Source organism: Caulobacter segnis, assembly GCF_003243465.1.
GTDB classification, from domain to species: domain Bacteria; phylum Pseudomonadota; class Alphaproteobacteria; order Caulobacterales; family Caulobacteraceae; genus Caulobacter; species Caulobacter segnis_A.
Genome location: NZ_QFQZ01000007.1, coordinates 1 through 20,410 on the forward strand (window position 1 = coordinate 1; position 20,410 = coordinate 20,410).

Here is a 20,410-nt window from a genome sequence, read left to right on the forward strand (position 1 = left end):
ATGGGCAGCGGGCGCGCCCCGCGCACGGGCTGACGCGCGTCGAACGACAAAGGCGCGTCGGTGGGCGGCGTATAGGCCCCGCGGTGCGGATCGGACATCGTAAGCTAAGCTCCAAAAACTCGGGGCGCGGATCGAAGGCCTCGAATCGGACGCGCCGGCTCCTAGGTTACCCCAAGGCCGCGCGGTCCCAGAAGCGTTCGCGCCGCGCGACAGGCTGTCAGGCGCGCTGGCCCAGCCGCTCCGCCCCGCGCGAGGAAGCCTAGTTCCAGACGTCGAGATGAAACAGCTTGCGGTGCTCTTCTATCGCGAAACGGTCGGTCATGCCGGCGATGTAGTCGCACACCACCCGCGCCCTGCCCGCTTCGTCGCGGTTCTGCGACTTGGCGAACCAGTAGGTCGGAAGGACCTCCGGCTCCTTGAGGAATAGCGCGAACATTTCGCCGAGAATACGGCGAGCCTGGCTGCGCGTGCGATTGACGCGCCAGTGGCGGTACATGCGCTCGTAGAGGAAGGCGCGCAGGCGGGCCAGGTCCTCGGCCATGTCGGGGGAGAAGGCGACCAGGGCGTGGTCCAGCGCCCGCACGTCGTCGGCGGACTGGACACCGCTGGCCGCCGCGCGCTGCAGGGTCTCGCCCATGACGTCGTCGACCATCGCCCCGATCATGCGGCGCACGGCCTCCAGATGCGTGAGGCGCGGGTCGAGATCGGGACGCTCGCTCTTCACCGCGAACAGGATCGGGCCGATCAGCGGCACGTCCATCAGCTCGTCCAGGGTGAAAAGGCCGGCGGTGACCCCGTCGTCGACGTCGTGGTTGTTGTAGGCGATGTCATCGGCCAAGGCCGCGACCTGCGCTTCGGCCGAGGCCCAGCTATCCAGGCCCAGCTCATACTCGTTGTCGTATTTCGAGATCGCCTTCCAGGACGGCTTGCCCAGCTTATTGGTCACCGGGCCATTGTGCTTGATGATCCCTTCCAGGGTTTCCCAGGTCAGGTTCAGGCCGAGAAAGTCCGGATAGCGGTGCTCCAGCTCGGTTACGACCCGGAACGTCTGGACGTTGTGGTCGAAGCCGCCGTAGTCGCGCATCTGGATCTCGAGCTCGTCCTCGCCGGCGTGGCCGAACGGCGGGTGACCCAGGTCGTGGCCCAGGGCGATGGTCTCGGCGAGATCGCTATCCAGGCCCAGGGCCGTGGCCAGCGAGCGCGCCACCTGCGCCACTTCCAGCGAATGGGTCAGGCGCGTGCGGAAATTGTCGCCCTCGTGCGCGACGAAGACCTGGGTCTTTTCCTTCAGGCGGCGGAACGCCGAGGTATGGATGATGCGATCGCGGTCGCGGGCGAACGGGGTGCGGGTCCGGCTCTCGTCTTCCTTGAAGCGGCGCCCCTTGGACTTGAAGGGATCTTCGGCGTAGGGCGCGCGCGGGACGAAGTACGGGACCTGAGACATAGACCGCCTTTATCGCGTTGAACGATTTGGCCCCTTCCGAAGAGGCCGCGACACCCTCATATAGGGCGAAGGTGACTTTTCCACAGCCATGACCCAAACAGACTTAACGCTTTCCGAAAACGCCGCTCGCCGCATCAAGACCATCAGCGAGAGCGAAGGCCGCCCGCTGATGCTGCGCATCGCCGTGGACGGCGGCGGCTGCTCGGGCTTCCAGTACCGCTTCGACCTGGTCGACTCCGTCGAGGAGGACGACCTGAAGATCGAGCGCGACGGAGCCGCCGCCCTGGTGGACGTCGTCTCCCTGGCCCTGCTGAAGGGTTCGGAGATCGACTTCGTCGACGAACTGGCCGGCGCGGAGTTCCGGGTCCGCAACCCCAACGCCAAGTCTAGCTGCGGCTGCGGGGTCAGCTTCTCGATCTAGCTTACTCAGCACGATCGTGAGAGCCTCGCCCTATGCCCAAGACCTCCAGGCTCGTTCTTCCCATCTTACCCGACAAGGTCGACTTGGTGAGGACGACCTTGATGGAATGTGGCATATCCAAATGGCAGGAAAGCGAAATCAGTCCGAAACGAACGGATTTCCTCATGAAGGTTACGCCCGATGAGGAGCGCCAAATCGTAGCTCGTCTGATGCACGACTTGATCGAGGTCTTTGCGCTTAGGGGCGTAATACTCTGACGGCTGCTCGCGCCCCCTCGCACTGGGAACATGAACGTCAGCTTCTCGATCTAGCCGCCAAGCAACGCTTGAGCCGCTCCGCTTGGGGCCCTAGCTTCCGGCCTCAAGTCTGGAGTCCCCGATGCGCATCGCCACCTGGAACGTCAATTCGGTCAACGCCCGCCTGGAGCGTGTCCTGGGCTGGTTCGAGGCCGAGACGCCGGACGTCGCGGTGCTGCAGGAGATCAAGTGCGTCGACGAGAAGTTCCCGACCGAGGCCTTCGAGCGCCTCGGCTACAACATCGTCGTCCACGGCCAGAAGACCTATAACGGCGTCGCCCTGCTCTCCAAGCATCCGGTCGAGGACGTCCGCAAGGGCCTGCCCTTCCTGTCGGAGGACGAGGTCGACGAGCAGGCCCGCTATGTCGAGGCGGTGATCGGCGCGCCGACGCCGTTCCGCGTCGCCGGCATCTACCTGCCCAACGGCAACCCCGTCGACACCGAGAAGTTCGACTACAAACTCGCCTGGATGCGCCGCCTGAACGCCCACGCCCAAAGCCTCCTGACGTTCGAGGAGCCGCTGGTCATCGCGGGCGACTACAACGTCATCCCCGAGGCGCAAGACGTCGCCAACCCCGAGGCCTGGGTGAACGACGCCTTGTTCCGCCCGGAAAGCCGCGCCGCCTTCCGCGCCCTGAAGAACCTTGGCCTCACCGACGCCTACATGCAGGCCGACGGCGCCCCGGGCGGCTATACCTTCTGGGATTACCAGGCCGGCGCCTGGCAGCGGAACCTGGGCATTCGCATCGATCACCTGCTGCTGTCGCCGCAAGCGGCCGACCGCCTCGAGAACGTGGTCATTCACCGCGACGAGCGCGACAAGGAAAAGCCGTCCGACCACGTGCCGGTCGTCGGTCACTTCCGCGCCTGACGCGACGACGCGTCCCCCTGTGCGGGAATCGCAAGCGCCGCTAGTCTGCGCCTCATGAGCGAACTCGCGCGTCTTCTGCTGTTCGTGGCCATCGCCGGCACGGCGGTGACGTTCCTGGGCAGCTTCGCCATCTGGTACGGCGACGAGGACCGGCGCATCCGCCGGGCCCTGCGCAATGTGCTCAAGAGCGAACCGGAGGGCGTGATCGTCGCGCGGGGGCGCGGCCGCGGCGCGGGTTTCTCGTTCTCCACCAACCTCCTGGCCGTCGCCTGGGACCGTGGGGGCTGGTGCCTGGTCTATCGCCTGGAAGAGCTGACCGGAGCCGAACTCCTGGTCGACAATCAGGTCATGGGCCGGGTGTTCCGGGGCGAAGGCCGCCGCGCCATCGACCACATGTCGCCCCAGGCCGACACCGTGACCCTGCGCCTGGTCTTCGACGATCCGCGCCATCCCGACTTCACGCTCGATCTGTGGACCCCCGGCGACGAGCAGCGCCGCGAAAGCCGCTCGGCCGGCGAGCTGGTGCAGGAGGCCAACCGCTGGCTCGCCCGCTGCGAGGCGATCGTCCGCCGTCCGCTGCCGCCTCGGCCGGAAAAGGCCGCGCCGGCCGCCTTCACGACCGGGCCTACGCCGACGCGACCGCCCGCAGCGCCGCCGCCGCCGCCTCCGGAAACCTTCGACGACGAGCCTGACGACGAGACGTTCGCCGCGCCGGAGCCCGCGCCCGTCGCGCCCTCGCCGAGCGCCCGGCACTCGTCGTTCGATCAGGTGGCTCGTCCGACGCCCACGCGCCCCCGCCCCGCCGAGCCGGACATGTTCGACGACCCGCCGTGGGATGACGACGAGGACGACCGCTCGCCGCCTGCACCGCCGCCGGAGCCGGTCTACAAGCCGGTGTCCAAGGCCCGCCGCGAGACGCCCAGCGACCAGAACGAGCTGCCGTTCGACCTGGACGACTGACCCGGCTCTCAATCAGACACTTAGAGCGTGAGGTCAGCCGAAACCGGTTCCCACTTTCGGCCTCACGCTCTAGCGGCCGGTTTCCACTGCGATCCAGACCGCGGTGGCGACCAGGGCGATCGCGAACAGCCGGCGCGCCATGACGCTGCTTCCGACCAGGGTCAGTCGCCGCGCCAGCCCGTCCGACGACAGGACAATGGTTGCGTGGACCAGGATGCTGACCCCGATATGCGCGCCGCCCAGGATCAGGGCCTGGGCTACGGGCGAGGCATGGCCAGGCTGGACGAAGCCCGGCAGCAAGGTGACGTAGAACAGCGCCGCCTTCGGGTTCAGCAGGTTGGCGAGCAGGCCCTTGCGGAAATGCGTCCAGTCGCTGGCGCCGTCGCGAAGGTCTTCGGCCTTCTCCTTGCCTCGCCAGGCGTCCAGGGCCAGCCACAGGACATAGGCGACGCCCGCCCAGCGAAGGAGATCGTAGAGCGGACGATTGACCCGCAGGATCTCGGTCAGGCCAACCACCGAGGCCAGCATATAGGCCAGCAAGCCACAGGTGATCCCGGCCACCGTGACCAGACCCGCCCGGCGCCCCTCGACCGCCGAGAGCCCCGCCAGATAGCCCATGTTCGGACCCGGCGTGAGCTCGATCAGGATCACCGCCACCAGGAACGGCAGCAGGACGGTGGGGTCGATCGGCCAGGCGTCGTGCGGCAAGATCGTCTCCACAGGGTCAGCGAGCAGCTCCTTAGCCTTCTACCGCCTGCTCGACCGCCAGGGCCAGATCAAGCGCGCGGGCGGCTTCAGCGCCGGTCACGACCGGACGCGGCGCCTCGCCTCGGACGGCGGCCAGGAAACCGGCCACAGAGAAGCCCAGCGGATCCTTGCCGGCCGGGGTTTCGGTGAAGTTCTCGATCAACGGGTAAGGCGTGGTGTTGCGGAAGGCGCGCGTCAGAAAGTCGATCTCGACCTCGCCCGACGGATAGACGACCTTCATCGTCCGCTCGCGGGCCTCGGCGACGCGCGAGCTGTCGAACACGGCGGTGAAGCCGTTGTCGAAGTTCGCCTCGGCCTTGACCCAGTCCAGCGAGGTCGAGCGAGCGATCGCCCCCTCGCCTTCCACCGCCACCGGCTCGCCGTCGCAAAGCGCCAGGGCGAGATCGATGTCGTGGATCATCAGGTCCAGAACGACCGAGACGTCGAGGTTGCGGTCCGACGGCGTGCCGCGACGCACCGCCTCCAGCCGCAGCGGCTGCTCGGGAATGTCGAGCAGGCCCATGGCCTGGAACACGACCCGCTCCTGGTGGCCGCAGGCCAGCGGTACGCCGGCCTTGGCGGCGGCGGCGACCATCTTGTCGGCGTCCTCGGGCGTCACGGCGAGCGGCTTCTCGGAATAGACCGGCTTGCCCGCCTTCAGCGCCGCCAGGGCCGCGCCGGCGTGATGCACCGCCGGCGTTGCGACGGTCACGACATCCACGGCGGCCAGGAAGGCGTCCATGTCGTCGAAGGCTTGCGCGCCCAGCGGTCCGGCCAGCGCCTCGGCCCGCGCCAGATCGACGTCGAACACGCCCGCCAGCGTCACGTCCGGCAGCTCCGCATATTTCTTGGCGTGATAGCCGCCGAACACTCCGGCGCCGACGACGCCCGCTTTCAAAGTCTGGGTCATGGGGCGCTTCCTACTCCGCTTCGCGGTCGCATAGAAGCACTGGAGGCTTCCGTAAGGACGCGCTAAACAGTCGTTTAAATCAGCAGACTTGGCCTGGCCAAGGGAGGAAGATCATGACCACGTCGCGCGAAATCCGCCTGAAGAGCCGTCCCGTCGGCCTGCCCACGGCCTCGGACTTCGAACTGGCCACCGTCGACCTGCCCGCGCCGGGCCCCGATGAGATCCAGGTCCGGAATCTGTGGATGTCGGTCGACCCGTATATGCGCGGGCGGATGTACGATCGGCCCAGCTATGTCCCGCCCTTCCAGATCGGCCAGGCCCTGCAAGGCGGCGCGATCGGCGAGGTCGTCGCCTCCAACGATCCGAACTTCAAGCCGGGCGACATCGTCAATTCGATGTTCGGCTGGCGCGAGGCCTACAACGCCTCGCACAAGGCGCTGGCGGCCGGGGGCCTCGGCGCCATTACCAAGATCGAGACGCACGGCATCCCGCCCCAGGCCTTCCTCGGTGTGGTCGGCATGCCCGGCCTGACCGCCTATGTCGGCCTGCTACGCATCGCGGCCCTTAAAGAAGGCGACGTCGTCTTCGTCTCGGCCGCCGCCGGCGCGGTCGGCTCGGTCGTCTGCCAGATCGCCAAGCTGAAGGGCCACACCGTGATCGGCTCGGCCGGCGGTCCCGAGAAGGTCGCGTTCCTGAAGTCGATCGGCGTCGATCACGTGATCGACTACAAGGCCACGCCTGACGTGGTGGCCGAACTGGCCAAGGTCGCCCCCAAGGGCATCGACGTCTATTTCGAGAATGTCGGCGGCGTGCACCTGGAGGCGGCGATCAACTCGGCGCGTCCGTTCGCCCGCTTCGCCCTGTGCGGAATGATCTCGCAATACAACGAGACGGGTAAGCCCGAAGGCCCACCGAACATCATCCAGGCGGTCGGCAAGAGCCTGCGCCTGGAGGGTTTCATCGTCTCGAACCACGCCGACATGTTCCCGCAGTTCGCCCAGGACATGGCCGAGTGGATCAAGGCCGGAAAGATCACCTGGAAAGAAACCGTCGAGGAAGGCGTCGAGCGCGCGCCGGACGCCTTCGTCAAGCTCTTCACCGGCGAGAACCTGGGCAAGATGCTTGTGAAGCTCAGCTAGATCCCCTCACACGGTCATCTCGCGACCTGTTCGCGGGATGACCGGGTTGGATTAAGGGCGAGCCTCCAAGCTGGACACTTCCAGGCCGCCAGCCGTCTTCTTGAACTGGAACTTCACGCGGGAGCCCGGCGTGATCGGCGCCTCGGCCAGCGTGTCGGCATAGACGATAAACCGGTCGCGGCCGGGCTTCAGTCCCGCCGCGCTCGCGCCGTCGTGATCGAGCGTGAGAATTTGCCCGTCCAGGCTGGATATGACGCCTTGCGCCTCATAGGCCGGCAGCGCCTCGGTGGAGGCCACCGCTTCAACCCCAGCGGGTTTCACGTGCGAGGGCGCTGAAGCGTCGTCGCAGGCCGTGAGGCCCAGAATGCCGGCCAAAAACAGGAAATTCCGGCAATTCATCATGTTAGCAAAACTCTCCTGTGAGGCGACCTGCCCGCGTACGGCTCGCGGCCAGGGTAATTTCTCGCCACTGCGAGATTGACGTGATTTCCGGTAGCGAATTTGTGATCGAGGTTTTACTGTGTGCGTCGCCGGTGCTTCTCCACGCCGGTTTTCGCCGTCATGAATCCGTCACGTGCGCTTGCGCGGTTCCCCTAGCGGAGCCTGGGCGATGCGGAAAGGGCTTAGGGCGACGAAACATTCGGAGAGAGCCCGGCTCGCCGGAAAAGTCCGAGATCTGACGATATGAGCGATCGTTCCGCCCTCTTCGACGTGCGCACCTCCACGAGCGTGTCCCTCGATCAGGTCGTCCCGCGCCGAGACAGCGTCGAGATCCCGGCCGAAGCGCCGCTGGCCATGCCGGTCCAGCCGCTGGGCTTCTGGCAAGGCGGCCCGCGCCGCGCCGCCTCGATCGTCGCCAACATGACCATGCGCCGCTGGATCGTCGCCCTGGCCACCATCGTCATGGGCGTCGCCGGCTGGAAGGCCACCTTCGACACCATCGCCCTGGGCGGCGTGACTCGCCTCGAAGCCATCGTGCTGACCCTGCTGGCCCCGCTGTTCCTGGCCCTGTCGCTGTGGTTCTGCACGGCCGTGGCCGGCTTCGTGATCCTGCTGGGCAAGCCCAAGGACCCGCTGGGCATCGACAGCGAAAAGCCGATGCCCAAGCTGCACACCCGCACCGCCATCCTGATGCCGGTGCACAACGAGGACGCCGCCGCCGTCTTCGCCCGCCTGCGCGCCATGGACGCCTCGCTGGCCGAGACGGGCCTGAGCCGCCACTTCGACATCTTCGTGCTCAGCGACACCCGCGACGCCCAGGTGGCCCTGGCCGAACAGGCCTGCTTCGCCCGCTTCCGCCGCGAGGCCCACAGCAACGTCTATTATCGCGTCCGCAAGGAAAACACCGGGCGCAAGGCCGGCAACATCGCCGACTGGGTCAGCCGCTGGGGCGGCGGCTACGAGCACATGCTGGTCCTGGACGCCGACAGCCTGATGACCGGCGAGGCGATGGTCCGCCTGGCCGACGCCATGGAGCGTCACCCGGGCGCCGGCCTGATCCAGACCATGCCGATGATCATCAACGGCCAGACGATCTTCGCCCGCACCCTGCAGTTCGCCACGCGCCTGTACGGCCGCGTCGCCTGGACGGGCCTGGCCTGGTGGTCGGGCACGGAGAGCTCCTTCTGGGGCCACAACGCCATCGTCCGCACCCGCGCCTTCGCCGAGACCTGCGGCCTGCCGCATCTGGCCGGTCCGAAGCCCTTCGGCGGCGAGGTGATGAGCCACGACGCCCTGGAAAGCGCCCTGCTGCGCCGCGGCGGCTGGAGCGTGCACTTGGCCCCCTATCTGGAAGGCTCCTACGAGGAGAGCCCCTCGAACCTGCTCGACTTCGCCACCCGCGACCGTCGCTGGTGCCGGGGCAACATCCAGCACGTGCCGCTGGTCGGCCTGCCCGGCTTGCACTGGATGAGCCGCCTGCACCTCGTGATCGGCGTGCTGAGCTACGCCCTGTCGCCGCTGTGGTTCATCGCCCTGTCGGCCGGGATCACCTCGCGCGCCCTGATGCCCGAGCTGAAGAAGGCCGCCTTCACCATGGCCGACCTGCAGGCCGCCGCCCACGCCCTGATCGACTGGCGCGAGATCCAGGCCACCGCCTGGGCCATGATCATCACCTTCGTGCTGCTGTTCGGGCCCAAGATCCTGGGCGCGATCCTCGTCCTGAACCGCAAGGCCGAGGTCAAGGGCTTTGGCGGCAAGCGCCGCATGGCCGCCGGCCTGGCGACCGAGATGCTGCTGTCGGCCCTCGTCGCGCCGATGCTGATGTTCACCCAGACCCGCGCCATCGTGGAAATCCTCGCCGGCAAGGTCGGCGGCTGGGCCACCCAGCGCCGCGACGCCGACAAGGTCAGCTTTAAGGAGGCCTCGGCCGCCATGGGCTGGATCAGCGTTGCGGGTGTCGTGCTCGGAAGCATCTTCTGGTTCACGCCGGACCTGTTCACCTCGACCGCGCCGATCCTGCTGGGCCTCGTGCTGGCCGTGCCGCTGACCATGCTGGGCGCCCACAAGGTCGCCGGCCTGAAGCTGAAGACCAACGGCCTGTTCATGACCCCGGAAGAGCGCCGTCCGCCGGCCATCGTCCGCGCGGCCCTGGGTCCGTCCTGCGAGCCGCCGATCCGCTGGTTCGCCCGCAACGGTCGTCCGATCGGCCCGACCACAAAGATCCGCGACGCGGCCTGATATCGGCGCGTCAAGCGCTTTGATGATCTGGCGGCGGGGCTCCCGGAAGGGTAGAAGCGCGGCTTCGTTTCTCTTTCGGAGCCGTGGGCCGTGTCGCGTCTGTTCAGCGCCTATGTGATCGTGGATTGGAGCGCCGCGGCCAAGCCGAGCACGGGCGCGGACTCCATCTGGATCGGCGTGCTCAAGCGCGACGTGCGCTTTCGCCTGACCTTCGAGAGCTACAATCCGGCGACCCGCGCCGAGGCCGAGACGCGCCTTGCGGCCATCCTCGACGACCTGAAGAAGCGGGGCGAGCGCGCCTTGGTCGGCTTCGACTTCCCGCTTGGCTTTCCCCGCGGCCTGGCCAAGGCCCTTGCCCTGCCGGGCGACAAGCCCTGGCGCGCGGTCTGGGACCAACTGGCCAAGATGGTCAAGGACAAGGCCGACAACACCAACAACCGCTTCGGCGTCGGCTCGGAGATCAACCGCCGCCTGACCGGCGGCCCCTTCCCGTTCTGGGGCTGCCCGCCCAAGGACGCCCTGACGACCCTGCAGCCCAAGCGCGTCCGCGAGCACGGTCCGGACGACCTCCCGGAGTTCCGCCAGGCCGACAAGGCCGCGAAAGGCGCGCACTCGATCTGGAAGCTCTATTACAATGGCTCGGTCGGCGGACAGGCGATCGTCGGCATCCCGGCCGTGCGCCGCCTGAAGGACGCGCGCGGTGAGGCGGTGCGCGTCTGGCCGTTCGAGACGGGCTTCAAGGCGCTGACCGAGGCCGACCTCGAGGGCGTCGCCGTCGTGGTGGCCGAGGTCTATCCGTCGCTGCTGAAGGCCGTTCCGGCCCCGGGCGAGGTCAAGGACCTGGCCCAAGTGCGGGAACTGGCCGAACACTTCGCCAAGCTGGACGAAACCGGCAAGCTGGCCGCCGTCTTCGCCGCGCCCAAGGGGCTGGACGAGGACGCCTTGGCCGTCGCCGAGACGGAAGAAGGCTGGATCCTGGGCTCGTAATCCTTCTCCCCTTGCGGGAGAAGGTGGCTCGCGGAGCGAGACGGATGAGGGGTTGAAGATCCTATCCGACGAGCGCCGCGCAACCCCTCATCCGGCGGCTGCGCCGCCACCTTCTCCCGCAGGGGGAGAAGGTGCGTTCCGCTTGTCCCGCAGATCCAGGATCCTGAACCGCGCCAGCAGGAAGCCGGCCGCCAGGAAGCTGGTGACGATCACCGACAGCACCACCCCGTTCAGGCCCATGCCGCGCGGGATCGCCAGCCACCAGGCCAGCGGCCCCATGACCAGCGCATAGCTGATCAGGTGGGTGATGGTCGGGACCCACACCTCGCCGCGCGCCCTCAGCGCTTGGGCCGCCACGACCTGCACCGCGTCGGGCGCCAGGAAGAAGCAGGTCAGCAACAGGGCCGGCAGGATCAGCTCCAGCGCCGCCGGATCGGTCGTATAGGCCAGGGCCACCCAATGCCGGGTCGGATAGAGCAGCAGGCCGGCGACCAAGCCGATCACCGCGATCACGCTGAAGGCGATCCAGCCGGCGCGGGTCATGCCGGCCGGGTCGCGGGCGCCATAGGCTCGCCCGACCTGCACCGCCGTCGCCGAGGCGACGCCCAGTGGGATCATGAAGATGATCGCCGCCACGTTCAGCACCACCGCCCAGGCCGCGACGGCCAGGGCGCCGATCCAGCCCGCCACAAGGTTCATGCCGGCGAAGGCCGAGACCTCGAAGAAGTTCGATGCGCCGGCGCCATAACCGATCCGGCGCTGCTCGATCTCGGCGGGGCGGTCGCGCGCCGGCTTGTCGAAGACGCCCAGCTCGCGGGCCTCCTTCATCCGCAGCACATAGATCGCCAGGGCGACCAGCAGGGCGACGCGCGCCGCGAAGGTCGACCAGGCTCCGCCCGTCGCGCCCAGGGCCGGCAGGCCGAAGGTCCCCGGCACCAGCAGCAGGTTCGCCGCCAGGTTCACCAGATTGGCCAGCCACATCATCACCGCCCCCGGCGTCGGCCGCGCCAGACCTTCGAGCCAGAAGGTCAGCACCACCGACACGCAGTAGATCGGCAGGGACAGCGAGAAGACGATCAGCGGCAGGGTCGCGCCGTCGGCGAGACCGTCCTTCAGGCCCAGGCTGTGCAGGAACAGCGGTCCCAGCAGCGCCTGGATCGCCATGCCGCCGAGGCCGAGCCACAGGCTGTAGGTCAGGCCTCGCCGCAGCACCGCGCCCGTCTCGTGCCGCCTGCCGGCGCCGATGGCGCGGGCGGTCATCACCTGCACCCCGACCAGCAGGCCGACGTTCATGGTCACGAAGATCGAGGACGGGGCCCAGGCCATGGCGTGGAAGCCCAGTTGCTGGGCCGAGTAGTGTCCGACGACGATCGCGTCGGTCAGGCCCATGACCATGATGCCCAGGCGCGACAGCACGACCGGCCCCGCCAGGCGAAGCAGTTCGATCAGGTCAGTGAGGATGGGGCCGCGCGGCGGCTTCGAAGGAAGCGCCGTTCCGGCCGCGTCGCGCGGCATGAGGTCACCAATGTCAAAGAAGGCGGGCAAGGTGGCCGAAGCGCCTCGTGGGAGCAACCGCTTTCAGTGACGGTTGGAACATCGCGCGGCGCCAGTGGTTTTCCGGGCTCACGCTCAGGAGGCAGCCATGGCTGAGACCCAAACGCCGCAATTCGAACAGGCCGGCGACCGCGCCGCCGAAGCCGAGCGCGCCATCCAGGCGCCGCTGGACGCCCAGGAGGAGCGTTCGTTCCAGTCGAAGGACGACGACGAGTCCGAGGCCATGCAGGCCGGCGCGCGCCCCTATCCCGCCCCGCCGTTCCCCGAGCAGCACCAGAGCAAGCCGGGCGACGAATACCGGCTGGATCCCGCGCCCATGTACGACGCCCCCTTCTACAAGGGCTCGGGCAAGCTTGAGGGCAAGGTCGCCCTGATCACCGGCGCCGACAGCGGCATCGGCCGCGCCGTGGCCGTGCTGTTCGCCCGCGAAGGCGCCGACGTCGCCATCGCCTATCTCAGCGAGGACAAGGACGCCGAGGTCACCCGCCTGGCCGTCGAGATGGAAGGCCGCCGCGCCATCCTGCTGCCCGGCGACGTCGCCGATCCCGCCTACGCCCAGGCCGCCGTCGAAAAGACGGTTGAGGCGTTCGGGCGGCTCGACGTGCTGGTCAACAACGCCGCCTTTCAGGAACACGTCACCGACTTCGAGGACCTTACCGAGGAGCACTTCGACAGGACCCTGAAGACCAACCTTTACGGCTATTTCCACATGGCCAAGGCGGCGGTGAAGCACCTGCCCAAGGGCGGCGCGATCATCAACACCGGCTCGGTCACCGGCCTCTTGGGCAATAAGGACCTCCTCGACTACTCGATGACCAAGGGCGGCATTCATGCCTTTACGCGCTCGCTGGCGACGCATCTGGTCGACAAGGGCATCCGCGTGAACGCCGTCGCGCCCGGCCCCGTCTGGACGCCGTTGAACCCGGCCGACAAGCTGGGGCCGCAGGTCGCCCAGTTCGGGAGCCAGACGCCGATGAAACGCCCGGCCCAACCCGAGGAGATCGCGCCGGCCTATGTGTTCCTGGCCTCGCCCCAGACCTCCAGCTTCATTACCGGCGAGATCCTGCCGATCATTGGCGGCTATAGCGGCGGCTGATCGGCGCGCATGCTAAGAGCGACTCCTGTTCAAGGAGTCGCCCATGGCCCGCCGCGTCGCCCTCGTTTCCCTGCTGGTCGCCGACTACGACGCGGCGATCGCCTTCTATGTCGGCAAGCTGGGGTTTGATCTGGTCGAGGACACCGACATGGGCGGCGGCAAGCGCTGGGTCGTCGTCTCGCCCGGCTCTGATGGGACGAATTTCCTGCTGGCCCGCGCCATAGGCGACCAGGCCGAGGCGATCGGCCGCCAGGGCGGCGGCCGCGTCTGGCTGTTCCTGCACACCGACGACTTCGCCGGCGATCATGCGCGCATGAGCGCCGCCGGCGTGAAGTTCTTGGAAGAACCACGTCACGAGGCCTACGGTACGGTGGCGGTGTTCGAGGATCTCCACGGGAACCGTTGGGACCTCCTGCAACCCAAGGCTTGAACCGCATGACGCGCCTGCTCGTTCTGATCGCGACGCTTCTCGCTTTCGCTCTCCCCGCCTCCGCCGCGCCCAAGGTCGGCCAGGTGCGGGTGCTCTATCTCGACCAGTCGGTCGGCTTCGTGCATGCGCCGGTCACGCCGCCCAAGGCGAGCAATGGCCCCACCCTGTCGGAAGTGGCCATGGCCGAGATCGGTGCGCGCTCGGGCGTCTTCACCGTCCGCTCGACGCGCGACGCCAGCACAATCACGCCGGAGATCCTGAAGGATATCGACGTCCTGGTGTTCTACACGACCGGCGCCCTGCCGATCGCCCCGGCGACCTGGGCGGCGATTCAGGACTGGATCAAGAGCGGCCAGGGCGGTTTCGTCGGCCTGCACAGCGCCACCGACACCGGCTGGCCCTATGACGGCCCCGGCGAGACCTACACCGCCTTCATCAACGGCAAGTTCGCCGGCCATCCCTGGACGCAAGGCACGCCGATCACCATCCAGGCGCTGGGCGAGGCGAAGGAGCCGATGAACCAGGCCTGGCCGCGCCGCTTTACCTACGCCGAAGAGATCTACCAGTATGCCGACTACGACCCCGCCAAGGTTCGCGTGCTGCAGGCGATGGACTTCAGCGACATGGCGCTGAAGCGCCCGTGGTTCGTGCCGATCACCTGGACACGCCAGGTCGGCAAGGGTCGCCTGTTCTACACCAACCTGGGCCACACCCCGAGCACCTGGGACGACCCGCGCTATCGCCGGCAGATCGTCGACGCGGTGCGCTGGACCGCCGGCCGCCTCCCGGGCGCGGCCAAGCCTAATCCGAACGCGCAGGCGCTGTGGGCGCTACGGTCGCTGCTGGCCTACGCCGGACGCCCGGCGGCCGAGATCGATCAGCGCGCCATGCGACTGGCGAAGGCCGACCCTGCCTGGCTGCGTGACGCGGCGGCCCGGTCCGCGGCGCTGCGGCCGCTGTGGCCGATGAAGCCCGACAGCGACCGGGCGCCGTTCGAAGCGGCCTATTCCGCCCTGCTGGCCGAAGTGCTGGCCAAGTCCGAGGCCTGATCAGGCCCGAACGCCTCCGCGGCGTAGGTTCGAAGCTGGGCGGCGATGTCGCCGGGCCAGGCTTCGATCCTGGCTTCGAACGCGGTGTCGTCGCCCGCGAACAGGGCGCGCATGGCCTCCTCGAAGCCCGGCAGGTCGCCCGCCATGGCCGAGGCGAAGCGGTAGGCGGCCTCTCGCGCGGTGCGGAGGCGATCCGGACCAGAGGCCGCGCGGCTGGCGGCCTCAACCAGCTTGCGTAGCGCCACGGAGGCCCCGCCCGGCTGGCTGGCCAGCCAATCCCAGTGGCGCGGCAGCAGGGTGACCTCGCGCGCGACAACGCCAAGTTTTGGCCTTCCGCGCCCGCGCGGCGCCTCGGCGGGCGCGAGCCGCGCCGCGACGTCATCCGCGGTTCCGCTAAGGTCGAAGTCGACGCCGCGGCCGTCGGGGCCAAAGATCAACACGCCCGGCTCGCCGGCCAGGGCGCGGGCCGCCAGACCCGCTTCCAGGCGGGTTCCGACGGCGACGCGCTGGTCCCCCCGGAACACGACATAGCGCTCTTCCATCAGCTCAGCCCCCGCGCGCCCAGCGTTCCGACCCAGTGGTCGCGGCGGTCCTTCAGGCGGCTTGCGCGACCGAAGGCGTCGAGCCCCTCCACGTCGATGGTCTCGAGCGGCTCGAAAGCGAAGGCCTCGCCGCCATGGGCGTTCCACGCCGCCTGCAGCGTCGGCTCCCGGTGCGAACCGAGCCGCAAAGTGAACCAAACCCCGCTTTGCCGCGTGGCGAGGTCCGGGGTCGCGCCGACCCAGGCCTGACCGGTCGCGTGACAGCGAACGGCGTAGACCCCCGCCTCGACCTTGCGTTCCTTGTATGCGCGCAGCAGCGCCTTGCGTCCGGACATGATCGCCTCCTGGACGCTGCTTTTACCCGGATGATATTCCGAGTCAATATTACCCGGATTTATTTATGCCGGGATCGGGCGATAGGCGACGTAGCCGCGCTCGACCATGCGCCGCATGGCCTCGTAGACCGAGGTGAGTTCCTCATAGGTGGAGCGTAGATGGTGCAGGCGGGCCACCTGAGCCTCGGTCAGGGTCGCGCCGTGGTCGGTCATGGCCACGGCCTCGGTCACCCAGCGAGCCCGCGCCGTCGAGGCGGCCACGGCCAGCCGCTGAAACTGCTCGCCCTCCACGCGCGGCACGGTGACGGACAGCACCGCCTTGTTCGAGGCGAAGGCGGTGTAGTCGATCTGTTCGAGATAGCCACGCATGCGACGCTGGACCTGCGGGTCCGTATCCGTAGGTTCAAAGTGATCGCCACCGCGACGCGTACCGGATGTCATGATCGACATGACGACCTCCGACCCAGCCAAATCGGCCGCTCAGAACTCGACGATGCGACCAACAGCTTAAGGACGTGTTGAGACGCCGATCACCTGTCGTTCACCGCCGCTAGAGCAGTTTTCGGAAGCCGATACGCACCGTGCGCCCTAACGGATCCAAGTAATCGCGCTGGTAAGCCTGCGGCGTTTTGCCGTTCTGGTCTCGAACCGTCTGCTTGGCGTCGAAGATGTTGTCGAAGTTCAGCGACACCTGCGCGCCCTTCAGGATCGGGAAGCGATCCACCGCCTTCTTCCGCGCCGGCGAGCTGAAGTTGGCGAAGAAGTTCACGCCCACCGTGGCCAGATCCGAGAAGTACAGCGTCTGCCCGCCCGTGGCGCCGCCATTGACCCAGGTCGAGGCCTTCCAGCTGCCATTGAAGCGCATGCCCAGGCCGTCCTTGAAGTAGCCGCCCTGGATCTGGACTTCGTGCCGCGCCTGGCCGGTGCGCGAATTGATCGCCGAACCGTCCAACTGGTCGAGGACCGGCAGGCCCTTGCGGATGGTCACTTCGTCGGTCAGCCGCCACGTGTGATAGACCGACAGCTGGAACATGCCCTGTCCCGGCCGCATCAGGCCAGGCGGCGGACCGCCGCCGCCCGGACCGCCGGGGCCGCCAGGACCGCCGCCGCCGAAGCGCATTCCACCGCCGCCGCCCGGGCCACCGCCGCCGAAGCGCCCGCCCGGGCCGGCCGGCGCGCCAGGCGTCGGCTGGCCGATCGGCTTGAACAGGTTGAAGCCCCAGCGGATGTTTTCGCTTTCGGCGCTGGCGAAGTTCACCGGCCGCGCGTCGATCGCCAGCAGCCGCCCCGTCGCGTCGCGGGTGAAGCGTTCGGGGAAGGCGCGCTCCAGGTCCGGCGTGATCGCCGGGAACGACGAGATCATGTTCTTGGTCTCGGCGCGGGTATAGGTCGCGTTGAAGGTCAGCTCGATCTTGTCGAACGGCTTGTAGTTGACCGCGAACCGCTGGACCTGGCGGTTGTCGTTGCGAAGGTTCGCATTGCCGCCGTCGGTCCGGGTGATGATTACGGTCTGGCCGGTCGTGAAGTCGAACACCGAGACGTTCGGCGTCACCAGCACCGGATCGTTGATCTGGTTGGTGGACGGCGCGCCTTCCTCGTCGGTGAAGCTGGCGATGAAGCTGACCTGCTTGATCGGCGCCCAGTTGAGGCCGCCGCCCAGGGTGGTCAGTCCGCCCAGGTCGGACAGGTCGTCATAGCCGAGGTTGAAGTTGACCGAGAGATCGCCGGCCTTGGCCAGGAAGTCCTGGCGGGTGCTGGTCAGCGGCAGGTTGAAGCTGCTCTGGAAGCTTTCGGTCGTGCGCGTGATATCCCGGCTGGTGGTCACGCCGGAGCGGACGGTCTTGGAATCCAGGCCCTTGCTGTTGGCGCCGACCTTGAACGTCGTCTGCAGGGGACCGGCCGGCAGCTGGAACAGGTTACCGTTCAGCACCAGCTCGGCGCTGGCCGCGGTGGAGACCGAGTGCGCCGTGTCGGCCGCGACGGTCTTATAAAGACTGGACGGGATCACGCCGAACGGATTGACGGTCGGATCCCCGGCCGAAAGCGCGGCCTGCAACGGCGAGGCGTCCAGGCCTCGGCCGGTGGTGGTGTCGGTGGTGGTGCGGTCGAAGTCGCCGGTCAGGTTCCAGCGCCAGTCCTTGACCCGGCCGTTGGCGGCCATGCTGACCTGGGTGCGGAGGGTGTCGACGTCGCGCGCCAGGGTCCCCGGCGCGTCGATATAGCGATAGCCGGTGACCGCCTGAGAGAACGGCGAGAACGGGCTGCCCGCCGGCAGGGTGAAGCTCACGCCGGGCAGGCCCAGCAGGGCATGGCTGCTGGTGTCCTCGAGGTTGCCGCTGATCGTCAGCTGGGTCTGCCTGTTGAGGTCGCGGCTGTAGGAGCCACGCAGCGTCGCCTTGTCGGACTGGGAGATCAGCGAGCGGTCGCGGGTCAGGTCGTCGGTGTTGTAGCTGTTGGCCAGCCGCGCATAGTCCGAAAGACTGGCGCGCCCGATCAGGGCTGAGCTCGGAACGCCGGCGAAGGTCACGGCGCCGCCCGTCAGGCTGGACAGGTCCGAGATGTTGGCGCCGCCGACGCCCGCGATATTGCCGGTAAGATCGTAGGGCTGGCCATTGGCGGCGCGGACGATGTTGCGGTCGGTCTCCAGCAGGTAAGGCTCGTGGGAGAGCTGGACGTCGACGTTCCAGCGCTTGTCGCCATTGATCTGGACCCGGTTGCCGCCGGCGCTCGGGCTCGTGCGTCCGCCGTTCGTGGCGACGGTGGCCGCGGCCTGGGTCTGCAGCGCGTTGTAGTTCTTCTTCAGGATGATGTTCACGACCCGCTGGTCGGCCTTGTAGCCGTAGCTGAGCGCGACCTCCTCGGGCAGAACCTGGAACTTCTCGATCGCCTCGGGCGGGATACCCTGGATCTCCTGGAAGCCGGAAATGCGGCGGCCATTGACCAGCAGCACCGGTCCGCCGCCGCCGTCGCGGCCGCGCGTGCTGGTGGTCTGGGGCGTCAGCATGGTCAGCAGTTCGCCGATGCTGGTCGCGCCGAAGCTCTGGATCTCGGCTTCGTTCAGCTCGATGTCCGGCTTGATGTCGCCCTCGACCTTGCCGCGCGGATCCGCCTGGATCACCAGCCCCTCGACCTCGTTGGGCGCGTCGTCCTTGACGGTCGATTGCTTCTGGTCCTCGACCACGGGAACGGCGGCGGGCACGGGGGTGGTGACCGCCGCGGTGGCAGGATCGAGCGCGGCGGCGGCCAGGCCATACAGAAGCACGGAAAGGGTCATTCGGCCCACGAAACAGGAGTTGCAAGCAGGAGCGCCGCGCAGGCGGCGTCGACGCAGGGTCGCCGCTCTTACGGGGGAAGGTCCCGCGTCGCAACGCCCCCCGGCGCCGTCCCCCACTATGTGTGATAAAGCGCGCACCAGTGTGTCCTGGGCGCGCCGCCCCCAGGGTGAAGCTTTGAAATTCGGTTACACGCGGGACAAGCTCACGGCGAAGGCTGCAACTTTGTGTCTAGCGCGAAACAAATCTCGCGCCGGAGCAAGCCTGACGACCTCTAGCGTCCGCCGCGCCGAATCTCGGCCAGAAGCGCCTCGATGGCCTTGGCGTGGCCGCCCGCCAGGTCGTCGGCCGGGAAGATCACCATCGGCTGATCCGGCGCCAAGCCCTTGCCTTCGAGATCCCGACCATCGGGGGCCTTGTAGAGTTCGGCCGGCAGGGCGAAGGCCCAGCCGTTCGGCAGGGGCTTGGGCAGCTGGTCCGAATAGGCGCCGTGCGTGACGCCGCCGACCTGCTTCACATTGGGCATGGCCTTCATCATCAGGCCGAACGTCTCGCCCGCGCTGACAGTGATGTCGCTGGTGACCAGATAGACAGGGCCCGTGAAGCGTGGGCCACGGGCGGGCTCGACGGTCACCGTCTGCGCCGTCGCCTTCGCGCCGACCGCGATCTTGGCGTAGGCGGGACGCGGCTGGTCGGTGAACCGGCCGGCGATCGCGCGGCTGATGGTGTCATAGCCGCCGCGGTTGTTGCTGACGTCGACCACCACCGCCCTGGCGCCGGCGAAGGCGGCGAGAGCCTCGTCCAGCACCGCGTCCAGGGGGCGGGGATCGTCCGGCGCCGCGTTGCGCGCGAACGCCCCCATGGTCACGACGTTGAGGTAGCCAATGTCGTCGATCCGGCCCCAGAAGATCCGGTTGTTGGCGGCCTGCCGCCCCTTGCCGGCCAGGATGCGTGTCAGGACGCCGTCGCGATAGGCCTGCAGCCACGCCTTTTCGCCCCCGTCGGGATCGGCGGCGTGAACGCGCGACAGGGTCGGAGCGACTCCAGGCTCCAGGTCGCGCTGGGCCCCGGCGACGACGCCGTGCAGCTCGACGTGCGGATCATCGAGACCGGCCATCAGTTCGGCGAGCGCCGCCCAGAGCTGGGCCTCGTCGGCTTGCGGACCGATCTTGGCCATGGCGGCGGCGCGACGCGCCGGCCAGTCGAGACCGCGCTCCGCCGACCGCGGATAGAGTTCGGCGAAGGTGTCGGCGGCGAAGGCCACGATCCGGTCCGGCGTCCAGGTCGCCGTGGACCCGCAGGCGGTCGGAAGGCTGGGCAGGCGGTCGAACAGGTAGCGCGTGGCGGCGGGATCGCCGGCCAGGGTGATCGTCCCCTGCCCCTCCGCGCGCCAGACGCCCATGATCCCGTCCGGGTCGGGCTCGCGGCGCGGATCGGCGTAGCAGGCGCCGCCAGCCGTCTGGAACAGCTTGCCGCCCTCGGGACCGAACTCGACGATCCAGCCATAGCCACGGGATTTCCAGACGCCGCGCAGTTCGGACGCGACGACTCCCTTGGTCTGGACGGACCAGAACGGGCTTTCGGCGAAGGCGGGGGCGGCGAAGGCGACGACAGCGGCGGCCGCCGCGAGACTCAGGCTTTTCATGGCGCGACGGTGGAGGGCTCTCCGCCGCCGCGC

Annotated in this window: 19 protein-coding genes and 1 pseudogene; 9 read left to right on the forward strand and 11 right to left on the reverse strand. The window is 68.2% G+C overall.

Features of this window, described 5'->3' with window-relative positions; all coding sequences use genetic code 11:
• Both DI526_RS03815 and DI526_RS03820 read right to left on the reverse strand, forming a co-directional pair.
• Positions 1 to 98, reverse strand: a pseudogene (locus DI526_RS03815) (SPOR domain-containing protein); the annotation flags it as partial.
• Positions 99 to 259: 161 nt separating this feature from the next.
• Positions 260 to 1,444 carry a deoxyguanosinetriphosphate triphosphohydrolase gene (locus DI526_RS03820; RefSeq protein WP_304274202.1) on the reverse strand — a complete coding sequence of 395 codons (1,185 nt, stop codon included), beginning with the start codon at positions 1,442 to 1,444 and terminating at the stop codon, positions 260 to 262.
• A gap of 88 nt (positions 1,445 to 1,532) precedes the next feature.
• On the opposite strand from DI526_RS03820, the gene erpA reads away from it, so the two are divergent.
• The 3 genes from erpA to DI526_RS03835 all read left to right on the forward strand — a co-directional run bounded on the left by erpA (position 1,533) and on the right by DI526_RS03835 (position 3,992).
• Positions 1,533 to 1,865, forward strand: a complete 333-nt coding sequence (gene erpA / locus DI526_RS03825) for an iron-sulfur cluster insertion protein ErpA (protein WP_304274205.1) — start codon at positions 1,533 to 1,535, stop codon at positions 1,863 to 1,865.
• A gap of 378 nt (positions 1,866 to 2,243) precedes the next feature.
• Positions 2,244 to 3,032 carry an exodeoxyribonuclease III gene (gene xth / locus DI526_RS03830; RefSeq protein WP_304274209.1) on the forward strand — a complete coding sequence of 263 codons (789 nt, stop codon included), beginning with the start codon at positions 2,244 to 2,246 and terminating at the stop codon, positions 3,030 to 3,032.
• Positions 3,033 to 3,086: 54 nt separating this feature from the next.
• Positions 3,087 to 3,992 (forward strand): hypothetical protein, encoded by a 906-nt coding sequence (locus tag DI526_RS03835; RefSeq protein ID WP_304274212.1) that lies wholly within the window; start codon positions 3,087 to 3,089, stop codon positions 3,990 to 3,992.
• A 69-nt stretch (positions 3,993 to 4,061) separates the two neighbouring features.
• Here DI526_RS03835 and DI526_RS03840 read toward each other — a convergent pair whose 3' ends face one another.
• Both DI526_RS03840 and DI526_RS03845 read right to left on the reverse strand, forming a co-directional pair.
• On the reverse strand, positions 4,062 to 4,700 hold the full coding sequence (locus tag DI526_RS03840) for a LysE family translocator (protein ID WP_304274214.1): 639 nt from the start codon (positions 4,698 to 4,700) through the stop codon (positions 4,062 to 4,064).
• A 31-nt stretch (positions 4,701 to 4,731) separates the two neighbouring features.
• A complete protein-coding gene (locus DI526_RS03845) occupies positions 4,732 to 5,649 on the reverse strand; it encodes a Gfo/Idh/MocA family protein (protein WP_304274216.1) in 918 nt (305 codons plus the stop codon).
• Positions 5,650 to 5,762: 113 nt separating this feature from the next.
• Between DI526_RS03845 and DI526_RS03850 the strand changes: the two genes are divergently transcribed.
• On the forward strand, positions 5,763 to 6,788 hold the full coding sequence (locus tag DI526_RS03850; protein WP_304274218.1) for an NADP-dependent oxidoreductase: 1,026 nt from the start codon (positions 5,763 to 5,765) through the stop codon (positions 6,786 to 6,788).
• A 51-nt stretch (positions 6,789 to 6,839) separates the two neighbouring features.
• Here the strand turns inward: DI526_RS03850 and DI526_RS03855 are convergent, their stop codons facing one another.
• Positions 6,840 to 7,190, reverse strand: coding sequence for a copper-binding protein (locus DI526_RS03855; RefSeq protein WP_304274221.1), 351 nt, complete (start codon positions 7,188 to 7,190; stop codon positions 6,840 to 6,842).
• A 282-nt stretch (positions 7,191 to 7,472) separates the two neighbouring features.
• Between DI526_RS03855 and mdoH the strand changes: the two genes are divergently transcribed.
• Both mdoH and DI526_RS03865 read left to right on the forward strand, forming a co-directional pair.
• Complete coding sequence (gene mdoH / locus DI526_RS03860) at positions 7,473 to 9,467, forward strand: glucans biosynthesis glucosyltransferase MdoH (protein ID WP_304274224.1); 1,995 nt, start codon at positions 7,473 to 7,475, stop codon at positions 9,465 to 9,467.
• 90 nt (positions 9,468 to 9,557) lie between these two features.
• A complete protein-coding gene (locus tag DI526_RS03865) occupies positions 9,558 to 10,454 on the forward strand; it encodes a cobalamin biosynthesis protein CbiG (protein WP_304274228.1) in 897 nt (298 codons plus the stop codon).
• Positions 10,455 to 10,541: 87 nt separating this feature from the next.
• Here DI526_RS03865 and DI526_RS03870 read toward each other — a convergent pair whose 3' ends face one another.
• Positions 10,542 to 11,969, reverse strand: a complete 1,428-nt coding sequence (locus DI526_RS03870; protein WP_304274231.1) for an MATE family efflux transporter — start codon at positions 11,967 to 11,969, stop codon at positions 10,542 to 10,544.
• A 127-nt stretch (positions 11,970 to 12,096) separates the two neighbouring features.
• On the opposite strand from DI526_RS03870, the gene DI526_RS03875 reads away from it, so the two are divergent.
• The 3 genes from DI526_RS03875 to DI526_RS03885 are packed head-to-tail and all read left to right on the forward strand — an operon-like array spanning position 12,097 to position 14,583.
• Positions 12,097 to 13,104 carry an SDR family oxidoreductase gene (locus DI526_RS03875; RefSeq protein ID WP_304274234.1) on the forward strand — a complete coding sequence of 336 codons (1,008 nt, stop codon included), beginning with the start codon at positions 12,097 to 12,099 and terminating at the stop codon, positions 13,102 to 13,104.
• Positions 13,105 to 13,147: 43 nt separating this feature from the next.
• Positions 13,148 to 13,534 carry a VOC family protein gene (locus DI526_RS03880; protein ID WP_304274236.1) on the forward strand — a complete coding sequence of 129 codons (387 nt, stop codon included), beginning with the start codon at positions 13,148 to 13,150 and terminating at the stop codon, positions 13,532 to 13,534.
• A 5-nt stretch (positions 13,535 to 13,539) separates the two neighbouring features.
• Entirely contained in the window at positions 13,540 to 14,583 is a 1,044-nt protein-coding gene (locus tag DI526_RS03885; protein WP_304274240.1) for a ThuA domain-containing protein, read from the forward strand.
• Here DI526_RS03885 and DI526_RS03890 read toward each other — a convergent pair.
• The 5 genes from DI526_RS03890 to DI526_RS03910 form a co-directional block, all read right to left on the reverse strand.
• Positions 14,538 to 15,125: a DUF2239 family protein gene (locus tag DI526_RS03890; protein ID WP_304274243.1), complete on the reverse strand. Its 588-nt coding sequence runs from the start codon at positions 15,123 to 15,125 to the stop codon at positions 14,538 to 14,540. The two genes, DI526_RS03885 and DI526_RS03890, sit on opposite strands and share 46 nt — an antisense overlap.
• A complete protein-coding gene (locus tag DI526_RS03895; RefSeq protein WP_304274245.1) occupies positions 15,125 to 15,460 on the reverse strand; it encodes a GIY-YIG nuclease family protein in 336 nt (111 codons plus the stop codon). The genes DI526_RS03890 and DI526_RS03895 overlap by 1 nt, the downstream gene beginning before the upstream one ends.
• Positions 15,461 to 15,523: 63 nt before the next feature.
• Entirely contained in the window at positions 15,524 to 15,910 is a 387-nt protein-coding gene (locus DI526_RS03900) for a hypothetical protein (RefSeq protein ID WP_304274248.1), read from the reverse strand.
• 100 nt (positions 15,911 to 16,010) lie between these two features.
• Complete coding sequence (locus DI526_RS03905; RefSeq protein ID WP_304274250.1) at positions 16,011 to 18,734, reverse strand: TonB-dependent receptor; 2,724 nt, start codon at positions 18,732 to 18,734, stop codon at positions 16,011 to 16,013.
• Positions 18,735 to 19,006: 272 nt separating this feature from the next.
• Complete coding sequence (locus tag DI526_RS03910) at positions 19,007 to 20,377, reverse strand: S41 family peptidase (RefSeq protein ID WP_304274254.1); 1,371 nt, start codon at positions 20,375 to 20,377, stop codon at positions 19,007 to 19,009.
• Between the last annotated feature and the right edge of the window lie 33 nt (positions 20,378 to 20,410).

What these genes read in the sequence shown, in the direction of transcription:
- DI526_RS03850 (WP_304274218.1), top strand. Translation starts at nt 5,763, where the DNA reads ATGACCACGTCGCGCGAAATCCGCCTGAAGAGCCGTCCCGTCGGCCTG.
- xth (WP_304274209.1), top strand. Translation starts at nt 2,244, where the DNA reads ATGCGCATCGCCACCTGGAACGTCAATTCGGTCAACGCCCGCCTGGAG.
- DI526_RS03845 (WP_304274216.1), bottom strand. Translation starts at nt 5,649, where the DNA reads ATGACCCAGACTTTGAAAGCGGGCGTCGTCGGCGCCGGAGTGTTCGGC.
- DI526_RS03895 (WP_304274245.1), bottom strand. Translation starts at nt 15,460, where the DNA reads ATGTCCGGACGCAAGGCGCTGCTGCGCGCATACAAGGAACGCAAGGTC.
- DI526_RS03870 (WP_304274231.1), bottom strand. Translation starts at nt 11,969, where the DNA reads ATGCCGCGCGACGCGGCCGGAACGGCGCTTCCTTCGAAGCCGCCGCGC.
- DI526_RS03880 (WP_304274236.1), top strand. Translation starts at nt 13,148, where the DNA reads ATGGCCCGCCGCGTCGCCCTCGTTTCCCTGCTGGTCGCCGACTACGAC.
- DI526_RS03820 (WP_304274202.1), bottom strand. Translation starts at nt 1,444, where the DNA reads ATGTCTCAGGTCCCGTACTTCGTCCCGCGCGCGCCCTACGCCGAAGAT.
- DI526_RS03910 (WP_304274254.1), bottom strand. Translation starts at nt 20,377, where the DNA reads ATGAAAAGCCTGAGTCTCGCGGCGGCCGCCGCTGTCGTCGCCTTCGCC.
- DI526_RS03875 (WP_304274234.1), top strand. Translation starts at nt 12,097, where the DNA reads ATGGCTGAGACCCAAACGCCGCAATTCGAACAGGCCGGCGACCGCGCC.
- mdoH (WP_304274224.1), top strand. Translation starts at nt 7,473, where the DNA reads ATGAGCGATCGTTCCGCCCTCTTCGACGTGCGCACCTCCACGAGCGTG.
- erpA (WP_304274205.1), top strand. Translation starts at nt 1,533, where the DNA reads ATGACCCAAACAGACTTAACGCTTTCCGAAAACGCCGCTCGCCGCATC.
- DI526_RS03900 (WP_304274248.1), bottom strand. Translation starts at nt 15,910, where the DNA reads ATGTCGATCATGACATCCGGTACGCGTCGCGGTGGCGATCACTTTGAA.
- DI526_RS03890 (WP_304274243.1), bottom strand. Translation starts at nt 15,125, where the DNA reads ATGGAAGAGCGCTATGTCGTGTTCCGGGGGGACCAGCGCGTCGCCGTC.
- DI526_RS03835 (WP_304274212.1), top strand. Translation starts at nt 3,087, where the DNA reads ATGAGCGAACTCGCGCGTCTTCTGCTGTTCGTGGCCATCGCCGGCACG.
- DI526_RS03855 (WP_304274221.1), bottom strand. Translation starts at nt 7,190, where the DNA reads ATGATGAATTGCCGGAATTTCCTGTTTTTGGCCGGCATTCTGGGCCTC.
- DI526_RS03885 (WP_304274240.1), top strand. Translation starts at nt 13,540, where the DNA reads ATGACGCGCCTGCTCGTTCTGATCGCGACGCTTCTCGCTTTCGCTCTC.
- DI526_RS03905 (WP_304274250.1), bottom strand. Translation starts at nt 18,734, where the DNA reads ATGACCCTTTCCGTGCTTCTGTATGGCCTGGCCGCCGCCGCGCTCGAT.